Source organism: Companilactobacillus halodurans, assembly GCF_009600995.1.
Taxonomy (GTDB): Bacteria; Bacillota; Bacilli; order Lactobacillales; family Lactobacillaceae; genus Companilactobacillus; species Companilactobacillus halodurans.
In genome coordinates, this window is sequence record NZ_VDFO01000008.1 from 26,652 (window position 1) to 45,881 (window position 19,230).

The 19,230-nt window shown below is 36.0% G+C and carries 17 protein-coding genes; 3 read left to right on the top strand and 14 right to left on the bottom strand.

The window, feature by feature from the left end:
* Position 1: 1 nt before the first annotated feature.
* The 9 genes from ylxM to FHL05_RS03050 form a co-directional block, all read right to left on the bottom strand.
* Positions 2-343, bottom strand: coding sequence for a YlxM family DNA-binding protein (gene ylxM / locus FHL05_RS03010; protein WP_153384488.1), 342 nt, complete (start codon positions 341-343; stop codon positions 2-4).
* 2 nt (positions 344-345) lie between these two features.
* On the bottom strand, positions 346-1,869 hold the full coding sequence (ftsY, locus tag FHL05_RS03015; RefSeq protein ID WP_153521985.1) for a signal recognition particle-docking protein FtsY: 1,524 nt from the start codon (positions 1,867-1,869) through the stop codon (positions 346-348).
* Positions 1,870-1,878: 9 nt separating this feature from the next.
* Positions 1,879-5,424: a chromosome segregation protein SMC gene (smc, locus tag FHL05_RS03020; protein ID WP_153384486.1), complete on the bottom strand. Its 3,546-nt coding sequence runs from the start codon at positions 5,422-5,424 to the stop codon at positions 1,879-1,881.
* Between the two features lie 13 nt (positions 5,425-5,437).
* Entirely contained in the window at positions 5,438-6,127 is a 690-nt protein-coding gene (gene rnc, locus FHL05_RS03025) for a ribonuclease III (protein WP_153384485.1), read from the bottom strand.
* A gap of 85 nt (positions 6,128-6,212) precedes the next feature.
* Positions 6,213-6,455, bottom strand: a complete 243-nt coding sequence (gene acpP / locus FHL05_RS03030) for an acyl carrier protein (RefSeq protein WP_153384484.1) — start codon at positions 6,453-6,455, stop codon at positions 6,213-6,215.
* A 12-nt stretch (positions 6,456-6,467) separates the two neighbouring features.
* Complete coding sequence (gene plsX, locus FHL05_RS03035; RefSeq protein ID WP_153384483.1) at positions 6,468-7,475, bottom strand: phosphate acyltransferase PlsX; 1,008 nt, start codon at positions 7,473-7,475, stop codon at positions 6,468-6,470.
* Positions 7,476-7,589: 114 nt separating this feature from the next.
* The gene (gene recG, locus FHL05_RS03040; RefSeq protein WP_153384482.1) at positions 7,590-9,626 is read right to left on the bottom strand and encodes an ATP-dependent DNA helicase RecG; all 2,037 of its coding nucleotides are present in this window, start codon (positions 9,624-9,626) and stop codon (positions 7,590-7,592) included.
* Positions 9,627-9,712: 86 nt separating this feature from the next.
* The gene (locus FHL05_RS03045) at positions 9,713-11,350 is read right to left on the bottom strand and encodes a DAK2 domain-containing protein (RefSeq protein ID WP_162000187.1); all 1,638 of its coding nucleotides are present in this window, start codon (positions 11,348-11,350) and stop codon (positions 9,713-9,715) included.
* Between the two features lie 64 nt (positions 11,351-11,414).
* On the bottom strand, positions 11,415-11,783 hold the full coding sequence (locus tag FHL05_RS03050) for an Asp23/Gls24 family envelope stress response protein (protein ID WP_102195136.1): 369 nt from the start codon (positions 11,781-11,783) through the stop codon (positions 11,415-11,417).
* A 199-nt stretch (positions 11,784-11,982) separates the two neighbouring features.
* On the opposite strand from FHL05_RS03050, the gene rpmB reads away from it, so the two are divergent.
* Together rpmB and FHL05_RS03060 are read left to right on the top strand one after the other, a co-directional pair.
* Entirely contained in the window at positions 11,983-12,168 is a 186-nt protein-coding gene (rpmB, locus tag FHL05_RS03055; protein ID WP_010019437.1) for a 50S ribosomal protein L28, read from the top strand.
* An 87-nt stretch (positions 12,169-12,255) separates the two neighbouring features.
* Complete coding sequence (locus FHL05_RS03060; protein WP_153384480.1) at positions 12,256-13,056, top strand: DUF1565 domain-containing protein; 801 nt, start codon at positions 12,256-12,258, stop codon at positions 13,054-13,056.
* Between the two features lie 60 nt (positions 13,057-13,116).
* On the opposite strand, the gene FHL05_RS03065 is transcribed toward FHL05_RS03060, so the two are convergent.
* Positions 13,117-14,259, bottom strand: a complete 1,143-nt coding sequence (locus tag FHL05_RS03065) for a trans-sulfuration enzyme family protein (protein ID WP_153384479.1) — start codon at positions 14,257-14,259, stop codon at positions 13,117-13,119.
* Positions 14,260-14,413: 154 nt separating this feature from the next.
* On the opposite strand from FHL05_RS03065, the gene FHL05_RS03070 reads away from it, so the two are divergent.
* Complete coding sequence (locus FHL05_RS03070; protein WP_153384478.1) at positions 14,414-14,920, top strand: type 1 glutamine amidotransferase domain-containing protein; 507 nt, start codon at positions 14,414-14,416, stop codon at positions 14,918-14,920.
* A gap of 117 nt (positions 14,921-15,037) precedes the next feature.
* On the opposite strand, the gene FHL05_RS03075 is transcribed toward FHL05_RS03070, so the two are convergent.
* The 4 genes from FHL05_RS03075 to FHL05_RS03090 all read right to left on the bottom strand — a co-directional run bounded on the left by FHL05_RS03075 (position 15,038) and on the right by FHL05_RS03090 (position 18,247).
* The gene (locus FHL05_RS03075; RefSeq protein WP_153521987.1) at positions 15,038-15,892 is read right to left on the bottom strand and encodes a MetQ/NlpA family ABC transporter substrate-binding protein; all 855 of its coding nucleotides are present in this window, start codon (positions 15,890-15,892) and stop codon (positions 15,038-15,040) included.
* A 214-nt stretch (positions 15,893-16,106) separates the two neighbouring features.
* A complete protein-coding gene (locus FHL05_RS03080) occupies positions 16,107-16,883 on the bottom strand; it encodes an SDR family oxidoreductase (protein WP_153384476.1) in 777 nt (258 codons plus the stop codon).
* Between the two features lie 18 nt (positions 16,884-16,901).
* Positions 16,902-17,375, bottom strand: a complete 474-nt coding sequence (locus FHL05_RS03085) for an S-ribosylhomocysteine lyase (RefSeq protein WP_153384475.1) — start codon at positions 17,373-17,375, stop codon at positions 16,902-16,904.
* 20 nt (positions 17,376-17,395) lie between these two features.
* Positions 17,396-18,247: a MetQ/NlpA family ABC transporter substrate-binding protein gene (locus tag FHL05_RS03090; RefSeq protein WP_153384474.1), complete on the bottom strand. Its 852-nt coding sequence runs from the start codon at positions 18,245-18,247 to the stop codon at positions 17,396-17,398.
* Positions 18,248-19,230: the final 983 nt, after the last annotated feature.

Genomic DNA, 19,230 nt, shown 5'->3' on the forward strand with positions numbered 1-19,230 from the left:
CCTACATTTCATTTATTTTAGAAATTCTTTTTACTAGTTTTAATAGTTCTTTATCACGTGGATATTTTTTTTGAACTAACTGATCCAATTGTTCCGAAATATCATCGATTTCTTGAGTTTTTTCAACTAAACCCAATTCTTTTTCAAACGATTCTAACAAATTGACCGAGCGATGCAAGTTGTCTAAAACCGCCTGACGAGATACTTCTAGTTGCTCTGCTATCTCGCTTAAAGAAAAATCTTCTACATAATAAAGATCCATGTACCGACTTTGTTTCTTGGTCAATAGTGATTGATAAAAATTATACAACAAATTTACTCGTGTCGTCTCATCTATATCCATAGCTATTTATCAGATGACCCGACAATCAATTCCTTGAACAATCCATAGATGAATTTTTCAGGATCAAAGTCGCGTAAATCGTCCATTTGTTCACCAAGACCAACTAATTTGACTGCTAAATGCAGTTCGTTTCTGATGGCTAAAACGATACCACCTTGAGAACTTCCATCCAGTTTAGTCAAAACAATTCCGGTTACGTCAGTCGTGTCCTTAAATTGCTTTGCTTGACTCAAGGCATTTTGTCCGGTCGAACCGTCTAAGACTAATAAAACTTCTTGAGGTGCTTGTGGCAATTCACGGCTGATAACTCGTTTGATTTTTTCAAGTTCTCTCATCAGGCCTTGTTTATTCTGTAAACGACCAGCTGTATCTACTAAGAGGATATCGAAATCTTCTTTTTGAGCACGTTGAACGGCATCATAAACAACTGAAGCAGGATCAGTGTGAGCTTTACTTGCTTGAACGGGTACATTGACACGTTTGCCCCATTCTTGCAACTGTTCAATCGCACCAGCTCTGAAAGTATCAGCAGCTGCCAAAAGCACTTTTTTACCTTCTTGTTGATATCTGTGAGCTAACTTGCCAACAGTCGTTGTTTTTCCGGCACCATTAACTCCAACGAACAAGAAGACTGTAGGCGTTTTGTCGGTACTGAATTTTAAGGAATTATCCTCTTCTTTGCCTTCTTCGCCATACATATCGACTAATTTTTTAACAATGACATTAGAAACATCGGAACGTTTCTTGGCATTTTCCAATTTAACTTCTTCACGCAACTCATCAGAAATTTTGATAGCTGTTTCATACCCGACATCCGATTCAATCAATAATTCTTCAAGGTCATCAAAGAAGTCCTCATCGACGCTTCTGAAATTAGCCATGAAACGATTAAACCGAGCGCTGAATGAATTACGACTCTTTTTGAGACCCTTATCGTATTCTTCGATGTCATCTTGTTGCTCTTTTGCTTCAGTTTCAAATTCAGAAACCTGATTTTCATTTTTATCTGGGTTTTCTGCTTGCTTTGAAGTCTTCGTTGTTTCTTCAGATTCATCTGTAGTTTGAGTTTGTGACTCTGCTTTTGCTTCTGGTTTTGCTTCTTCTTCAACTTGAGACTTAGGTTCAACAGACTCTTTTGTTTCTGATTCTGGTTTTGACTCTTTAGTTGTATCTTCAGAAGTTTCAACCGTCTTTTCTTCAGATGCCTCTTCGACAGATTTGTTTACTGGTTCAGTTTCCTTATTATCATCTGCTGGTTTACTAGTACCTTCATCATTTGATTCATCTGAAGTTTCATTGGTCGATTCTTCTGCAGATTCTTTTGGTGCATTATTTTCATTTAATTCTTTTTTAGAAGCAGTATCACTGGATTCTTCTTTTTGGTCAGACTTTTCTTGGTCAGATCGATTATTTTCAGATTCCGCAGATTCTTTTGTAGCTTCCTCTTCTTGAGATTTTTTTTCTAAATCTTCTTTTGAATCATCTTTACCAGTAAAGGCTTTTTTAATTCGATCAAATAATCCCATATTTAACTCCTATTCTTTAACTTTAACAGACAGCATCCTTGAAACACCGGACTCTTCCATCGTGACCCCATATAAACGATTGACATTCATCATTGTACCCTTACGGTGAGTAATCACGATAAATTCTGTATTATTGTCATATTGATTTAGGTAATTTGCAAAACGATAGACATTGGCGTCATCAAGCGAAGCTTCAACCTCGTCTAAGATACAAAATGGCACAGGTTTAACTTTTATGATAGCAAACAAGAGCGTAATCGCCGTTAAGGCTTTTTCGCCACCAGATAATAAACTCATTCGCTGGAATTTCTTCCCAGGTGGTTGAGCAATAATCTCAATACCTGATTCTAACAAGTTATTCGGTTCAGTTAAAACCAATTTGGCTCGTCCACCAGCAAACATCTGTGGAAAAATATCCTCAAAAGCATCGCTGACTTGATCAAAAGTCTTCTTGAAACGAGTCGTTACTTCCTTGTCCATTTCAGTCATTGTTTCTAATAATTGAGCTCGAGCTTGCAAAAGATCATTTTGTTGCTGAGTCAAGAATTCATAACGATCTTTAACTTTATCATACTCTTCAATTGATGATAAATTGACCGTTCCTAACTCATCGATTCCCATCTTCAACAACCGAGCCTCTTTTTGTAACTCGTCAGCATCATAATCAGCCTGTTTCAGCTGTTGTAACGATGCCTCATAAGTTATTTGATAATCCTGCGACAAAGTATCAAGCCTTGAATCAATTTGGTTAGAGAACTTTGTATTCTTGATTGCCAGACTTTCCTGTTGGTCAGAAGCAGCTTTTTGCAAATCAAAACTACGTTGCGCATTATTGTTCAAATCACTCGACTTAGCTTGTTCTTTGGCTCTTTTATCCTTCAAAGAAGCTAAACTTTCTTTAGAAGTGGCAATTTCTTTTTGAAGTTTTGTAATCTGAGTTTTCACTTCAGCATTGCTTAAATCCAATTGACTCTTTTCAGAATCCAGAGTTTCCAATCTGCTCTTAATATCAGCAATTTGTTTTTGAGTTTTATTTGATAAATCAGTCAAATCATTGTTTTGCGTTGTTTCATTAGCAAAATTATTTTTCAAAACAGCCAATTTAGTTTGTTTATCTTGTTGCTTTTCATTGACAGAACTTAATTCAGCGTCAAAGTCAGTCAAGAGTTTTTGCTTTTGATTGATTTCTTTTTGAGTCTGCTCAATTTCAGCTTTTATTTTTTCAGCAGTTTCATTTTGTTGCTTTAAGTTCTTTTCTAATTCAGTTTGTTCAGTTTGATTTTGCGACAAGTTATATTTAATAACTTCAATTTGTTCATTATAATGCTTTACTTCATTTTGATAAGTTGAGTCAGCTTGTTCCAGTTGATTCTTTTGCTGATTAAAGTTAGCCAATTTTTCATCGACTGTCTTCTTTTCAGCATTAACTTTAACCAATTCATTGCGCAAATCTTGCACAGCTTTTTGTTTTTGATCCATCAACAATTCTTGCTTCGATAATTCTTTAGTTAAAGAGGCCAGCTCATCTTTTCTAGTCAAAATACTAGAATTGACTCGACGCTGTTGACCACCAGTTAAAGAACCCCCAGCATTGACGACATTACCATCTAAAGTAACTACCCGATATTTTCGACTGACCGCAGCAGAAATTTTGGTAGCTTGATCAATATTTTTTGCTACCAATAAATTCCCCAAAATATTTCGAACAATATTTGAAACCTTATCATCGTATGAAACCAACTCACTAGCGACACCAACAAAACCTGCGACTGCTTTAGCTTTGTTCAAGTCATTAGTATAAATGTTTCGCGGTTGAATAATATTGATTGGTAGAAAAGTTGCGCGACCGCCACGACTTTGTCTCAAAAAAGCAATCGCTTTTTTAGCAGCAGTTTCATTTTCAGTTACGATGGATTGCAATTGATTGCTGACTACCGTTTCGATTGCTAGCTGATATTCTTTGGGAACACGAATTAATTCAGCTACGGCTCCAACGATACCTGCAATCTTATCTTTGTTGTTTAAAACATGCTTAGCACCTTCAAAGAAACCAGCATGCTCTTGTTCCATATTTTCGAGAACTTTTTTACGTGCCTTAATTTCCTGCAGATTCTCTAAAATCTTTAAATAATTTTGATTCTCTTTTTTACCAGTTTCAGTGATTGTTTCAATTGAATTGGTCAATTCTCGATCATGCTTAATCAAACTTTGATTGTCATTGATTAAAGCTTGAATTTTTTGACTAGTTCCCTGTTTATCAGTTTCAGAAGAAGCTAAATCATTTTGAATCCCAGCTAATCTTGAATTTTGTTCATCTAAATTAGCCTTAACTCGTGTTAATTGGCGATTAGAAAATTTTTGCTCATTATTATTTGAGACTTGATCTTGCAACAAATTAACATAAGAATTCCGTAGGTCTTCAATATTTTTTTGAATATCTTCCGGAGTCTTCTTTTTAAGTTGTTGAATCTCTCGCAACTGCTTTTCAAAATCAGCAATTTGTTCCTTGTATGAGGTCATTTTCTGATTTGAAGCAATTAATTTCTTTTGATTGGCTTCTTTTTGTTGCTGCAAAGTCTCTAATTGATTGCTTAAAGTTTGTTTATTAGTCGAATTAAAGTCAGTTCTTTGGTCTGCAACGGCAATTTGACCATTAAAAACTTCTAATTTCCTAGTTGATTCAATCAATTTAGATTGTTCGGCATCAATTTTATCCGTCAGCTCATGAATAGCAATATTATTCTCTTCAACTTGTTTATTAGACTTCGTAACTTCTGAAGAGATATTTTGCAAACTCATCTTAACTTCACGCAAATCTTTTTCAACTTGACGTTTTTGAGCCGACAAATTTTTGATTTCAATCGTCAAAATCTTTTGATAAATACTGTCATATTTTTGCTTTTGATCTTTATAATCTCGAGCAATACTAGCCTGCTTCTTCAATGGTTCAACTTGCTTCGATAATTCTGAAACGATATCAGAGACACGATGCAAATTATCTGTGGTTTCGGTCATTTTGTTTTCAGCTTGTTGCTTCTTTTGCTTAAATAAAGAAACTCCAGCTGACTCTTCAATGATACTTCTTCTTTCGACTGGTTTACTGTTAAAGATTTCTTCAACTCGACCTTGAGAAATAATTGAGAATGACTGTTTGCCCATTCCTGAATCCATAAATAATTCAGTAATATCACGCAAGCGACATTGTTTATTATTAATTAAAAATTCAGTATCGCCATTTCTGAATAGACGACGACAAATATTGAGATTTTCTTGTTCTGATTTTAATTCTTTATTACGATTATCAAATTCTAAAATCACTTCTGCACGATTCATTTGCGGACGTGTGGCACTCCCAGCAAAAATCACATCGACCATTTTGTCTCCACGTAAACTCTTTGCTGATTGTTCGCCCATGACCCAACGAATAGCTTCAGTAATATTTGATTTTCCACTCCCGTTGGGTCCGACGATACCAGTAATTCCACTAGTAAAATCAATCTTTGTTTTATCAGCAAATGATTTGAACCCATTGATCGTTAATGATTTTAATGGCATAAATTCAAAACTCCTATAATTCTTCTAATACTCTCTTAGCTGCCATTTGTTCGGCGTGCTTCTTGCTGTAACCTAAGCCCTTAGATAAAATCTTTCCGTTAGCGATTAATTCAACTTTGAATTTCTTATCGTGATCAGGACCTTCTTCATCGATTACTTTGTAATCAATTTCAACTTCTCCAGATTGTTGCAATCTTTCCTGCAAGTGAGTCTTAAAGTCAGTATCTTCAGAAAATTCCCCTGAATCGATATGTGGATAAACGACCTTTTTCAAGAAATCGTTGACTACTTGATTGCCTTGATCTAAGTAAAGAGCACCGTTGAAGGCTTCAAAGATATCTTCAAGTAAAGTATGTCTTTGACGAGCGCCTTGTTTTTCTTCACCTTTACCAATCAATAGATACTTATCAATATTGATTTCCTTGGCAAAACGGGCAAAACTATCCGTTCTGACGATATCTGATCTTAAGCGAGTCAATTTACCTTCGGGCAAGTCAGGATATTTTTCAAATAGATAACGTGAGATATTGATTTCTAGGACAGCATCCCCCAAAAATTCCAATCTTTCATAGTCACCGATACCTAATTCTTTATGTTCATTGTCAAAAGAAGAATGAGTCATTGCTCTTTCGACTAATTTTTTATTGTCAAATTTAATTCCGTATTTTTCATCTAAAAATTCTAAGAATTTTGGATCTAACATAACGTGTCCCCTTTCCAATAATACTAATTATACTAAACTTTTTACTTAAATAATTCGTTGGATAAAAAAATAAGACCTCATGGCCTTATTTTTGATGTGATGAAATATAGCTGACTGCTTCGCCGACAGTCGTAATCTTCTCGGCATCGTCATCTGGAATCTCTGAACCGAAAGCATCTTCAAGTTCCAAAACAAATTCAACAAGGTCGATTGAATCAGCATCAAGATCCTTGGTGAAAGATGTTTCCTTAGTAATTGTCGATGGTTCTACTTCAAATTTATCTGCAATCAATGAAACGATTTTGTCAAAAACTTCTTGTTCTGTCATAGAGGTTCTCCCTTATTTTTCTTCTTGATCCATTTGTTCAAAATATTTATTTGCTTTATTAATAGTATCGTTAGATAACATATCATAAATTTGTTTAACAGTATAATAGACCGTTCTACTGTCAGCCGCACCGTGAGCTTTAATCACTGGTGACTTTAAACCGAGTAAAACAGCTCCACCAGCTTGCGAAGTATCAAACATTTTCTTCATACCTTTAAGCGATGGAGAAACGATAGCTGCACCCATTTTAGTAAAGATACCATTATTTAGCAAGGCATCTTTAAGCTGTTTCAACAAGATCGTAGCGGTTCCTTCAGTTGCCTTCAAAGCCGCATTTCCAGTAAAGCCATCAGTAACGATGACATCAGCTTTTCCAGCTAAGATATTATTCGATTCTAAATTACCAATAAAATTGATGCCCTTGGTCTCTTTTAATAGTTGATAAGTCTCTTTATGCAACTTATCGCCCTTGTCGTATTCAGCCCCATTATTCAACAAAGCAACTCGTGGATTGTCGATTTTTTTAACATCATGTGCATAAATCGACCCCATGATTGCCCACTGCTGTAAATAGGCGGGCTTAGCTTCAGCATTAGCGCCAACATCTAACATATTGACCCCGCGTGTTGAATTGGTAGCTGGCAAAGTTGGCATTAAAGCTGGTCTAGCAACTTGTTTGATTCGGCCAACGACAAAGATTCCAGCTGCTAATAAAGCACCTGTATTACCTAAAGAAAACAAAGCATCATTTTCGCCATCTTTAACTGACTTAGCTGCTAAAACCATTGAAGCATTCTTTTTCGAACGAATCGCTCTTACAGGTTCATCTGTTCCCAAAATTTGTTCGTCAGTATGAACGATTTTGATATTCTTATCATCTTTTAAATATTTTTTTATTTCTGATTCTTTACCATACAAAGTAAATTCTAAATCTGACCATTCATCGCGAGCTTTTTCAATTCCCTCAACGACTACTTGGGGAGCGTTATCTCCACCCATAGCGTCAACTGCTATTTTCATTTTATTTCCTCACCTATTTAGATTTAGCTTGAAAAAATCCAATATCTTAAGTGTATCCTTACAATTCAAAACGAGATACCAAAAAGCAAGATTTTTCCTTAATTATTCTTAAATTTAATCAAAGTTATTTAATTGATCGAACTCTTGTCCGATAAACGTTTTAAGTGCTTTGGTCTTTGGACTATTTAACAACTTCTTGTCAGTAAATAATCTCGTGGCCTCTTCTTGAGCAACTTCTAGTATATTAATATCATTGATTGGATTACCGACCTTAAATTCAGGCAAACCTGATTGCCGATTACCTAACAGATCTCCAGCACCACGCATCTTCAAATCCTCTTCGGCTAAGACGAAACCATCATTTGTCGAAGTCAAAATTTTCATCCGTTCCACCGCGGCTTCATTATTAGGATCTGCTATCAAGATACAATACGATTGCTTTTTTCCTCGTCCAACTCGACCACGCAATTGATGCAGTTGCGACAAACCAAATCGATTGGCATCATAAATTACCATTACCGAAGCATTGGGAACATCGACTCCAACTTCAATGACTGTGGTTGAAACCAAAATATCAATTTTTTTATCGCTAAAATCGTTCATGACGCTTTCTTTTTGATCATTTGGCATTTGTCCATGCAAGAGCCCAATTTGGTATTTATCGCCAAATAATTCCGTGAATTTGTCATAAATCAACTCAGCATTTTTTAAATCCATTTTTTCAGATTCCGAAATCAAGGGTGTAACCACATAAACCTGAGCACCAGTCGTTAATTCTTTTTCAACAAAATGATACATTTGTTCGACTTTTTGACTTCTAATCCAATATGTCTCAACTTTCTTACGTCCAGCTGGCAATTGGTCAATTCTTGAAACATCCATATCACCGTAAGTCGTGATAGCCAAGGTTCGAGGAATCGGTGTCGCTGTCATCGCTAAAACATCTGGATTATCGCCCTTTTCACGCATTGCTTTACGCTGATTAACCCCAAATCGATGTTGCTCATCAATTACAATCAAGCCCAGATTCTTAAAATCGACGCTATCTTGAATCAAAGCGTGGGTTCCAACAATAACATTCGTTTTGCCATTTTTAATATCGCCAGTAATAAAATCATGTTCTTTTTTTGTTTGCGAACCAGTCAATAATGCTGTTCGCATTTTTAAAGGCGTCAACAATTTACTAATTTTATCAAAGTGTTGCTGAGCTAAAATTTCAGTCGGCGCCATAATTGCAGCCTGATATCCGGCTGTCACTGAAGCTAGCATGGCAATGACTGAAACGATAGTTTTACCAGAACCAACATCACCTTGCAAGAGACGATTCATATGATGTTTTGATGCCATATCATTTAAAATTTCTTGAACGACTCGATTTTGAGCTTCAGTCAATTCAAAAGGTAACCCTTGAACAAATTTATCAATAAAGGTCTGATCATATTTTTCTTCGATGCCAATATTTTTTTGTTCATCTTCTAGTTTAATACTCTGTAAACCGCATTGGAATAAGAAAAACTCTCGAAACTTAGCACTTCTTCTGGCCGCATCGCTTTGTTCTTCACTCTTTGGAAAATGAACTCCAGAAACGATTTGACGATCATCTAACAATTTATATTTTTCACGCAAATAATCAGGAATGATGGTTTCAATTTCGTCAGCATATTTTTCATAAGCTGCTTTAATCAAATTGACCAAAGTTTTTTGATGAATACTCTTATTGACTGAATAAACTGAATCAATCGAGTCATCAGAATTGACATCAATGACCTTCATCCCCGTCAAAGACCGGCGGTTCTCATTCCATTTGCCATAAACAGCGGCTTCATTGCCAGTTTCAAATTTATCTTTCAACCAAGGTTGATTGAAAAAAGTCACCATAATTGATTCGTTCTCAACTAACAAGCGCACATTTAAACGAGTTTTCTTATAACCAAATCTAAACACCGCGGGATCACTAGCAACGACTCCTTTTAAGAGTATTTTTTCTTGATCAGCGGCTTGGTCTAATGACTTTGCCTCCATGTCCTCATAGCGAAAAGGAAAGTAGAACAACAAATCATAGACATTATTGATTCCTAGAGACTGAAGCGATTCTAATCTCTTTGGACCAACACCGGGCAAAACCGAGAGTGACACTTTTCTTAGATCCATACATTTTCCCTCCTTTTCTCTAAAAAGCTCTTAGAAAATAAAAAGACCATGACAAAACGAATCGTTTCATCACAGCCTCCTCCTTATTATTCAACCGAAACTAAGTATGGGTATACGGGTTGGTCACCTTGATGAATTTCAGTTTCTAAGTCTGAATATTTATCATCTAAGTAATCAGCAACTTTTTGTGCATCTTTCTTATCACCATCTTGACCCACCAAAATCGTAATAACTTCACTGTCTTCATCGATCATTTGATCGAGCATTTTTTCAGTACCATCAATGATGTCTTCATCATCAACTAAAATCTTGCCGTCAACGATGCCCATGTAATGACCTTTAGTAATCTTCAAACCGTCGATTTCAGTATCACGGATAGCTTGAGTGATTTGACCACTCTTAACCGTGTCCAATGAATCTTCCATGTTTTCTTCGTTTTCTTCTAGTTCAGCTTCAGGATTGAATGAAAGCATAGCTGTCATTCCTTGTGAAATTGTCTTAGAACCAACGATAGCAACTGGAATATCAACTAAATCAACCGCTTGTTTTGCAGCCATAATGATATTTCCATTATTTGGCAAGACCAAAGCACGCTTAGCATTAGATTTATTGATTGCATCAACAATATCATTCGTTGATGGATTCATTGTTTGACCACCACTGATAACGCTAGTTACGCCTAAACTCTCAAACAATTTAGTTAGACCTTCACCAGATGAAACTGCAATCACCGCATAATCAATTGGCTGTGCATTAGTTTCTGGAGTTACTGGCTCATCTTCATCAACGATTGTTTCGTGTTGCAATCTCATATTATCAATCTTGATTTTAGTTAAAGCACCATATTTTCGACCAGCTTCCCAAACTTTATAAGGATAGTTAGTGTGAACGTGGACTTTGACGACTTCATCATCAGAGACAACAATTAATGAATCACCAATTTTATCTAAATAATTGCGTAATGTATCATTATCGAATTTTTCATCAGTCGTAGCATCTTTACCCAATTCAACCATCATTTCAGTACAGAAACCATTTTTGATTTCATCGGTATTGAATTGACCTTGAACTGATTGATGATGCGTAGCATTGACCATCTCAGTCATATCTCTTTCATCAGGGATATATTCTTCGTCACTGGCCTTTTCGCCACTCAAGCCTTCTAAGAAGCCTTCATAGATAAAGACTAATCCTTGTCCACCTGAATCAACTACGCCAACTTCCTTTAAAACTGGAAGCAATGATGGAGTTTTCTCCAAACCGGCTTTAGAACCCTTAACAACTGCCTTCATCACTTCAACTAAATCGTTAGTCGTTTTAACTTTTTTCATTCCAGCTTCGGCACCAAAACGTGCGACTGTTAAGATAGTTCCTTCAACTGGTTTCATAACAGCCTTATAAGCCGTCTTGACCCCATCGTCAAAAGCTTTAGCTAAATCCATAGCCGTTAAGCTATCCTTTTTCTCGATACTTTTTGAAAAGCCACGGAAAATTTGTGATGTAATAACTCCAGAATTACCACGAGCACCCATCAAAACTCCCTTTGCCAGAGCTTTTCCCAAAGTACCGACGTGATCGCTTTCTGATTCATTAACAGCTTTAAAACCGCTTTGTATTGTCAAACTCATATTAGTTCCGGTATCGCCATCAGGAACCGGAAAGACGTTCAATGAGTTAACAAACTTAGCATTCTTTTCCAGTCTATGGGATGCAACTCGCACCATATCTGAAAATTCTTTTTTTGTAATTGTTTCTTTGCTCAAAAGTTTCCCCTCCAACCAGCTTTATCTATTCAATATCGTCCAAAACTTTAATTCCTTGAACGTAAACATTAACAGTGCCAGCTGGTGTACCAAGCATTGTTTCTAGGTTGTATTTTACTTTTTCTTTTAAATTTTTTGCTACTTCAGATATTTTAATGCCATATCCAACGATTATGTAGACATCAACGGCCAGTTTACCATCTTCTTGATGGATCACTATACCTCTAGAAAAATCTTCACGGTTCAAAATTGTATTCATGCCATCACGCAATTGATTCTTGCTTGCCATCCCTACGATACCGTAGATATCAGATGCAGCGCCACCAACGATTGTGGCAACAGTATTTGTTGAAACATCAATTTCACCATGTTTTGTTTTAATTGTAACTGCCATTTCTGGATCCTCCTATTCTTTGGACCTAAATCTATCATAAACAATAAAATTCTATCATAGCAACAATTCTAATTAAAGATTTAAACCACAGAAAAGCAGATTAATCCCTAATTATTCTATTGATTTAGGTTTCTAGTTATGGTAAATTAGTCAGGTGATATTTTAAAGAAAAAACATGTAGCCAAAGGAGGTCGGTCCCATGGCAAAAGATATTATTACAGGCCGTAAAACAGTGTTCGGTAACAAACGTTCACACGCTCTTAACCAGTCAAAACGTTCTTGGAAGCCAAACTTGCAAAAAGTTCGTATCATGGTTGATGGTAAGCCAAAACGTGTATGGGTTTCAGCTAGAGCATTGAAATCAGGAAAAGTTACTCGTGTATAATTATCACTTAATAATTTAAAAGAGACTAACACTTAAGTTGTTGGTCTCTTTTATTTTACAATAGTAGTAGATCAAGGAGGGATTTTTATGAAAATCACAATTGGCAATCAAAATAACACTGATGAACTGCTTTCTTCAGCTATCGTCAATGCTCGAGATGGCGACATAATCGAATTAATGCCTGGAGAATATTTTTCAAAAAATAATCCCTTTATTTGTACCGTTAGACGAAATATAACCATTGTCGGCAAATCAAATACTAAAGGTGCCGTTAAATTATATTGCAGCTTTACAATTGGCGCCGACTGCTTGGTAATTTTTAAAAATCTCACCATTAATTATACGGCAGATTCTGATAATACCCTATCTGCTTATGATGGAGCTAAGGTATACGGCAATAACATCACTATTGACCGCAATACTTCTGATGATTGGGATACAATCTATGGTCAAAATGCCTCCTTTTCATTTAAAGACTCCAATATTTTGACCGGTGCTAAAACTAAAGCCATTGGACTTTCGCTTGAGAACAGTCAATTATTTGCGGACAGTACTTTCTTTCAATTGTTGTTCCAAAAGAATTCGACCGTCTTTTTGAGAAATTCTTTTGTGGCTCATAAATTGGAATTAAGACGTCACTCACAATTATTCTTCAAGAATTTGACTGTCGATTCTACGAAAACTCTCAATAAAAATGATTTGGCTGTTAAAAGCTCTTCAGAAATGATTGGCCAAGATTTAATTTTTATTAGGAATTCTCCTCAAATCAGAATTCTCAAGAGCAGCTTTGCGGTGGATAACTTTGAACCGGAATCACAAAGAATCCATTTCAAATTTGATGAAGCATCTCGAATTTTAGTTGATGGCAGACGACCACCAACTGATTAAATATTAAAAGGCACTCACAATTTTTAAATTGCGAGTGCCTTTTTTGTTTCATACTTTAAATTATAATTTGTCTAAACTTTGAGCTAAATCAGAAATCAAATCCTTAGGATCTTCAATTCCAACTGATAGACGAACTAATTGATGCGTGATGCCAGCCTTTAATTGTTCTTCAGGCGAAAGTTCTGCATGAGTCATTTTATATGGCAACTCAATCAAACTCTCGACAGCCCCTAAACTGACTGCTAACTGAATCAATTTTGTCCCTTCAACAAACTTGGTTGTATCTAATCCTTCTTTTAACTCGAATGAGACAATCCCACCAAAGCCATCAGCCTCTTTTTGAGCTATTTCATGGTCTTTCGTGCCGCTGATGCCTGGATAGTAAATTTTTTCAATTTCTGGTCGTTTTTGAAGGAATTCGACGATTTTTTTAGCATTACTGAGGTGTCGATCCATTCTAACGGCTAATGTTTGAATCCCACGACGAACCAGATTGGAATCTTCCGGCGATAAAGTCGAACCGATACTGTTTTGATTGAAATAAATTCGATCAGCAATCGCTTTATCTTTTGCAACAGCTATACCGGCAATGACATCCGAATGGCCACTGAGATATTTAGTAGCCGAATGAATCACAATATCAGCTCCTAAATCTAAGGGACGTTGCAAGTAAGGCGATAAGAAAGTATTGTCAACAATCGTTAACAATTGATGCTTTTTGGCGACTGCTGCCGTTTTCTTGACACTTGTGACGTGTAACAGTGGATTGGTAAAACTCTCGAAATAAATTGCTCTAGTATTTGGTCTAATAGCCTGTTCAATTTCTGAAGGATTTTGTGTATCCACAGCAGTAAATTCAATTTGCCAGCGTTTAAAAAATTCATTGATGATTCTAAAAGTGCCACCGTAAATCTCTTTTCCAATAATCAAGTGGTCGCCAGGTTTAAAGATTGCTAAAACAGCGTGAATTGCTGCTGAACCAGATGAAAAGGCAAATCCTCCATAACCATCTTCTAATTGCGCCACTTGCTCCTCCAAGTAATTTCTAGTTGGATTACCTGAACGTTCATAATCATATTTCACATCAGCTTCCACCGATGGATAAATATAAGTTGAAGAGTTATAGATTGGGACATTGACCGCCCCTGTATTATTATCATCTTGTGGTTTTCCATGAACTAATTTCGTATCGAATTCTGTCATATTTTTCCTCCTTAATCGATTTACCAAAAACATCAAATTATCTCTCACACGCCTCTAATATTAACAATAATTTTATTTATAAGGTAAAATATTTGATTCATCCCTTTAACTACTAGTAGAATTATAATTATTGATTAATGAAGGAGTATGAATAATGAGTAAAATTATTGCAGTAATGGCAAACGATGTCGAGGATATCGAATATACATCCCCTGCCAAGGCTTTAACAGATGCAGGTAACGAAGTTACTTTAGTTGGTGCTAACGCTAATGAAAAATTAACTGGTAAGCACGGTACTGAATTTACAACTGACAAAGGTATCGATGACATCAAGGCTGACGATTACGATGCACTTTTGATTCCTGGTGGCTTCTCACCTGACAATCTACGTAGCGATGACCGTTTCGTAGAATTAGCTAAGAAGTTCATGTTGACTGACAAAGCCGTCTTCTCAATTTGCCACGGCCCACAATTGTTGATGCAAACAGGTCTCGTTAAAGGTAGAACTTTGACTTCATATGAAACAGTTCAAACAGACCTTTACTATGCTGGTGGAATCGTCAAAGACGAACCAGTTGTTATCGACCGTCATTTGATCACAAGTCGCACACCTGATGATTTGGATGCCTTCAACAAAGCTATCGTTAACGAATTAGCTTAATAAATTTTGAAAAAATGATTTAAAAGCTTTTACAAAAATGAGCAACCTACAAGCCAAAAGGTTTGGAAGTTGCTCATTTTTTATTTCTGAATAACTAAATTCTTAATGTTTTCAAACCTATTTATTCAAATATGAAATTGATTTATTAACGTCGACTTTAGTTCCATAATACTTTTTACTAATATATTTCTGAATTTCCTTATCGTGGTATAACTCGACTAATTTCTTGAAAGTGGGATTATTTTTATTCTTCTGCGCTGTCGCTAAAACATTAACATTTACTTTAGTGCTTTGGTCAATCTTTTCATGATAAATTGAATCCTGCAAGACGTGCAATCCCCCAGCAAGAGCGATACTGTTTCCGATTAAGACAACCGGTACGTCATTTAAAACACGTGGTCCTGTACCATCATCAATTTCTTTAAATTTCAAATTCTTCGGATTAGATTTAATATCTTTCATATCGCTAAAAGCATTGAAGCTTTTCTTTAATGTGACTAAACCAGCACTTTCCAGCAATTTCAAGGCTCTCGAAGTATTAGCCGGATCATTAGGAATTGCGAACGTTGTACCGTCAGGAATATCATTAATTTTTTTATATTTCTTTGAATAAATCCCCATTGGTTCCAAATAAGTCGTTCCAAGGGCTGCTAATTTACCCTTAGGATTTTGTTTGTTATAGGCCTCAAAGTATGAATACGACTGAAAAGCATTGACATCGACTTGACCATCGCTTGTGGCAGCATTTAATTGTGCTCCGTCAGAAATTACTTTAGTTTTAATCTTCAAATTTAGTTTTTTAGCTTGAGGACTTTTAGCAATATGTTCCCAAATCTGTAAATCTGAAGTATGCGAACCAATCGTGACCGTGCCTGTTTCTGAAGCTGCCTTCGATTGTTTGCCACAGCCGACCAATAAAATAATCGATAATGCTAAACCAATTACTAAAAATATCCTTTTTGAATTCTTCATCCCTAGTTTCCCCTTATATTCTGCTTTTTCAAAAATTTAATCGTGGTAGAAAAATTTGAAAAAAATGCGTCCCTACATCGTTAATCTACGATATAGGGACGCATTTTATGCGACATCACCCTATATTTTGTTCTCACAAAATATTTCAATAAATTCTATTATCTAGGATGACTCGCATCCTGTGCGTACTTTTGAATTTTATAAGTAAAAATCTTTAATTCATCGTCATGCCGCCAGTAACGTTGATTCCTTGTCCTGTCATATAATCTGACAGTGGACTAGCCAAAAACAACACTACGTTAGCGACATCTTGAGGAGTTCCAGTTCTTCCCAGTGGAACTTGACTATTGTCTTCTTTTTCAATGTCATCTGGTGATAACCCACGAATCTTTGCTCCATCTTTTCTTTCACGGTGCTTCATGGAAGTTTCGATGATTCCGGGACAGACAGCATTGACGTTGATTTGGTCTTTAGCAACTTCAATCGCTAAGGTCTTGGTCAAACTTAAAACGGCATGCTTTGAAGCTACATAGGCTGACATAGCTCGATAACCATTCTTACCGGCTTGTGAAGCAATCAAAACAACTTTTCCAGGACGTTTCTTTGCGACCATCAATTTGACGATATATTTGGTCACTAGATAAGTCCCACGAGTATTGACAGCAATTGTCTTATCGAAGTCAGAAGTTTTACTATCGACCAAATAGTCCATAGTTGAAATTCCGGCAACGTTTACCAAAATATTTGGAGTTAGATTTTGCGATTTCAATTGTTCAGCGAGATTCTGAACGCTTTTTTCATTGCTGACGTCTAACTTGATTTGATATTCTTGATCATTCTTCTGTTCCAATTGCGTGTTTTGGTAGGCTAAGTCAGCCGCTATCACAATTGCTTTCTCATCTTGGAAGGTTTCAACGACTTGTCGACCAATCCCTTGAAAACCACCTGTGACAAGAACAATTTCTTTTTCTAAGGATGTAAATAGACTCATTGTTCTACCTTCTTTTGACTAGATTACGTGACGTTCGTATGGGTCGTTAGAGATACCTTCGTCAAGAATCTTCTTTGACCATTCCTTAGCTGAGAATAGTGAGTGGTCACGATAATTACCACAGCTGTACTTGTCTGTTCCTTGAACGTCCTTCCATTCAACCTTATCGGCAATTTCTTCAAGTGAGCCTTTCAAAGCTTTGGCAACTTCGGTTGTTGAGTGTTCACCCCAAGTAATTAAGTGAAAACCTGTACGACAGCCAAATGGTGAACAGTCAATCACGCCATCTAATCTATCTCTAAGTAGTCCAGCTAGTAAATGCTCAATCGTATGTAAGCCAGCGGTAGGAATTGCATTTTCATTTGGTTGAACTAAACGCAAATCAAAGTTTGAAATAGCGTCGCCCTTTTCTCCATGTTCTTCAGTAATCAATCTAACGTAAGGTGCCTTTACTTTTGTGTGATCCAATGTAAAACTTTCAACTTTTGCCATAATTAATATCTCCTAAATTTTTATTTATCTAAATCTGAGATTGATTTATTAACCTCAATCTTTGTTCCGTAGTATTTCCTTTGAATATACTTTTGAATCTTCTTGTTGTGGTACAACTTAACAAGTTTTTGATAAGTTTTGTTGTTCTTATTCTTGTTGGCTGTTGCCAAGATGTTGATGTTATCTTGAGTGCTTTGGTCAACTTTTTCGTGATAAATCGAATCAGTCAAAACATGCAAACCACTTTCAAGAGCAACTGTGTTAGAAATCAAAACAACTGGCACATCATTCAAAACTCTTGGTCCGGTAGTATCATCGATTTCCTTGAATTTCAAATTCTTAGGATTAGCAGTGATATCTTTGGTATTGCCTAAAGCATTGAAATTCTTCTTCAAGGTAATCAAACCAGCTTTTTGCAATAACAATAAGTCACGTGATGTATTGGCTGGATTATTAGCGATAGCAATGGTCGTACCATCAGGAATATCGCTCACTTTCTTATATTTCTTTGAATAAATTCCTAAAGGTTCCAAGTAAGTTGTACCTAAAGCTGCTAATTTACCTTTAGGATTTTGCTTATTGTAAGCTTGGAAATAAGACCAGGATTGAAAGGCATTGACATCAACTTCACCTTCGGTAGTAGCTTTGTTTAATTGAGCTCCATCAGTAATCTCTTTGGTCTTGATATTCAAGCCTAAATCTTTAGCTTGTGGACTCTTAGCAATATGTTCCCAGATATTTAAGTCTGAGCCTTGCGAACCAATCACCACATTACCTTCCTCAGTTGCTTTAGCTTGTTTGCCACAGCCAACTAATAAGAACACCGATAATGCTAAAACGATTGAAAATAATATCCTTTTTGAATTCTTCATGATTCTCCCCCTCGATTGTTCTAATCAAACTCTAATTTTTCAGTTTGGCATCAGCCAAAACTCAAACATGTAAAGCCTCCTCGTTTGATGTGGTTTATTTAATTTCTATTGGTTAATTCCCACCAGCTTTTTTGTGGTATTTTTGTGGTAGTTCTTGGTTGGTAGGAATTGGTTTGGTGGTTGAATTGAAGTGCTTAAAATTAAGGAAATGGATTTTATGAAATATGATTCACGGGCGTCAGTTAGACGCCCCCGTTTGCGTTCTCTAAGTGGTGAAACCACTAAGAGAACGCAAAAATCGCCCCTACACTGCACACAAACTAACTCTGCAATGTAGGGACGATCACCGTGGTACCACCCTAATTCATATCTTGCTCATACAAGATACCTCAACGACACTAACATGTCCGGGATGATATCGCATCCTTGCGTACTTTGGCTTTCACCTCAGTAAGACTCCAAGCTCATCTTCAATCAACTTTCGTCCCGCCTTTTCACTAAATAGCGGTCACTATCTAAACTAATAATTGATCTACTCTTCTCTTCAACGCCTAATGAAATTAAATAAGTTTTAATCGTTTGATTGATGATAAATCTACGCCTATAAACTCATCTTGTCAATAATAATTCAAAAAAACTTTTAATTTTTTAATTAAGTAGTTTTATAGATAAATTTATTAGTTTCTCTATAAAAATAAATAAATCCATTTTGTTGGATCTAAGATTTTTAAAAAATTATCTAAAAAGTTTTTTTGAATGTTTTTTCTTCCCCGTTATTAAACGCCCCGCCAGTGTTTTAATTGTTGAAATTATTAAGCAAATAATTACATAACTAAAGAAAAATATTATATAGAATAATAGATTGCTCCCTCTCTCCATTTTTATCTTCTAGTAATGTTCTCTGTGTAATAATTATAAACACAGGACAAATTGTGAGGTTAACAATCCTCTATCATTATTTAAGTTCATGAAAATTTCACAGA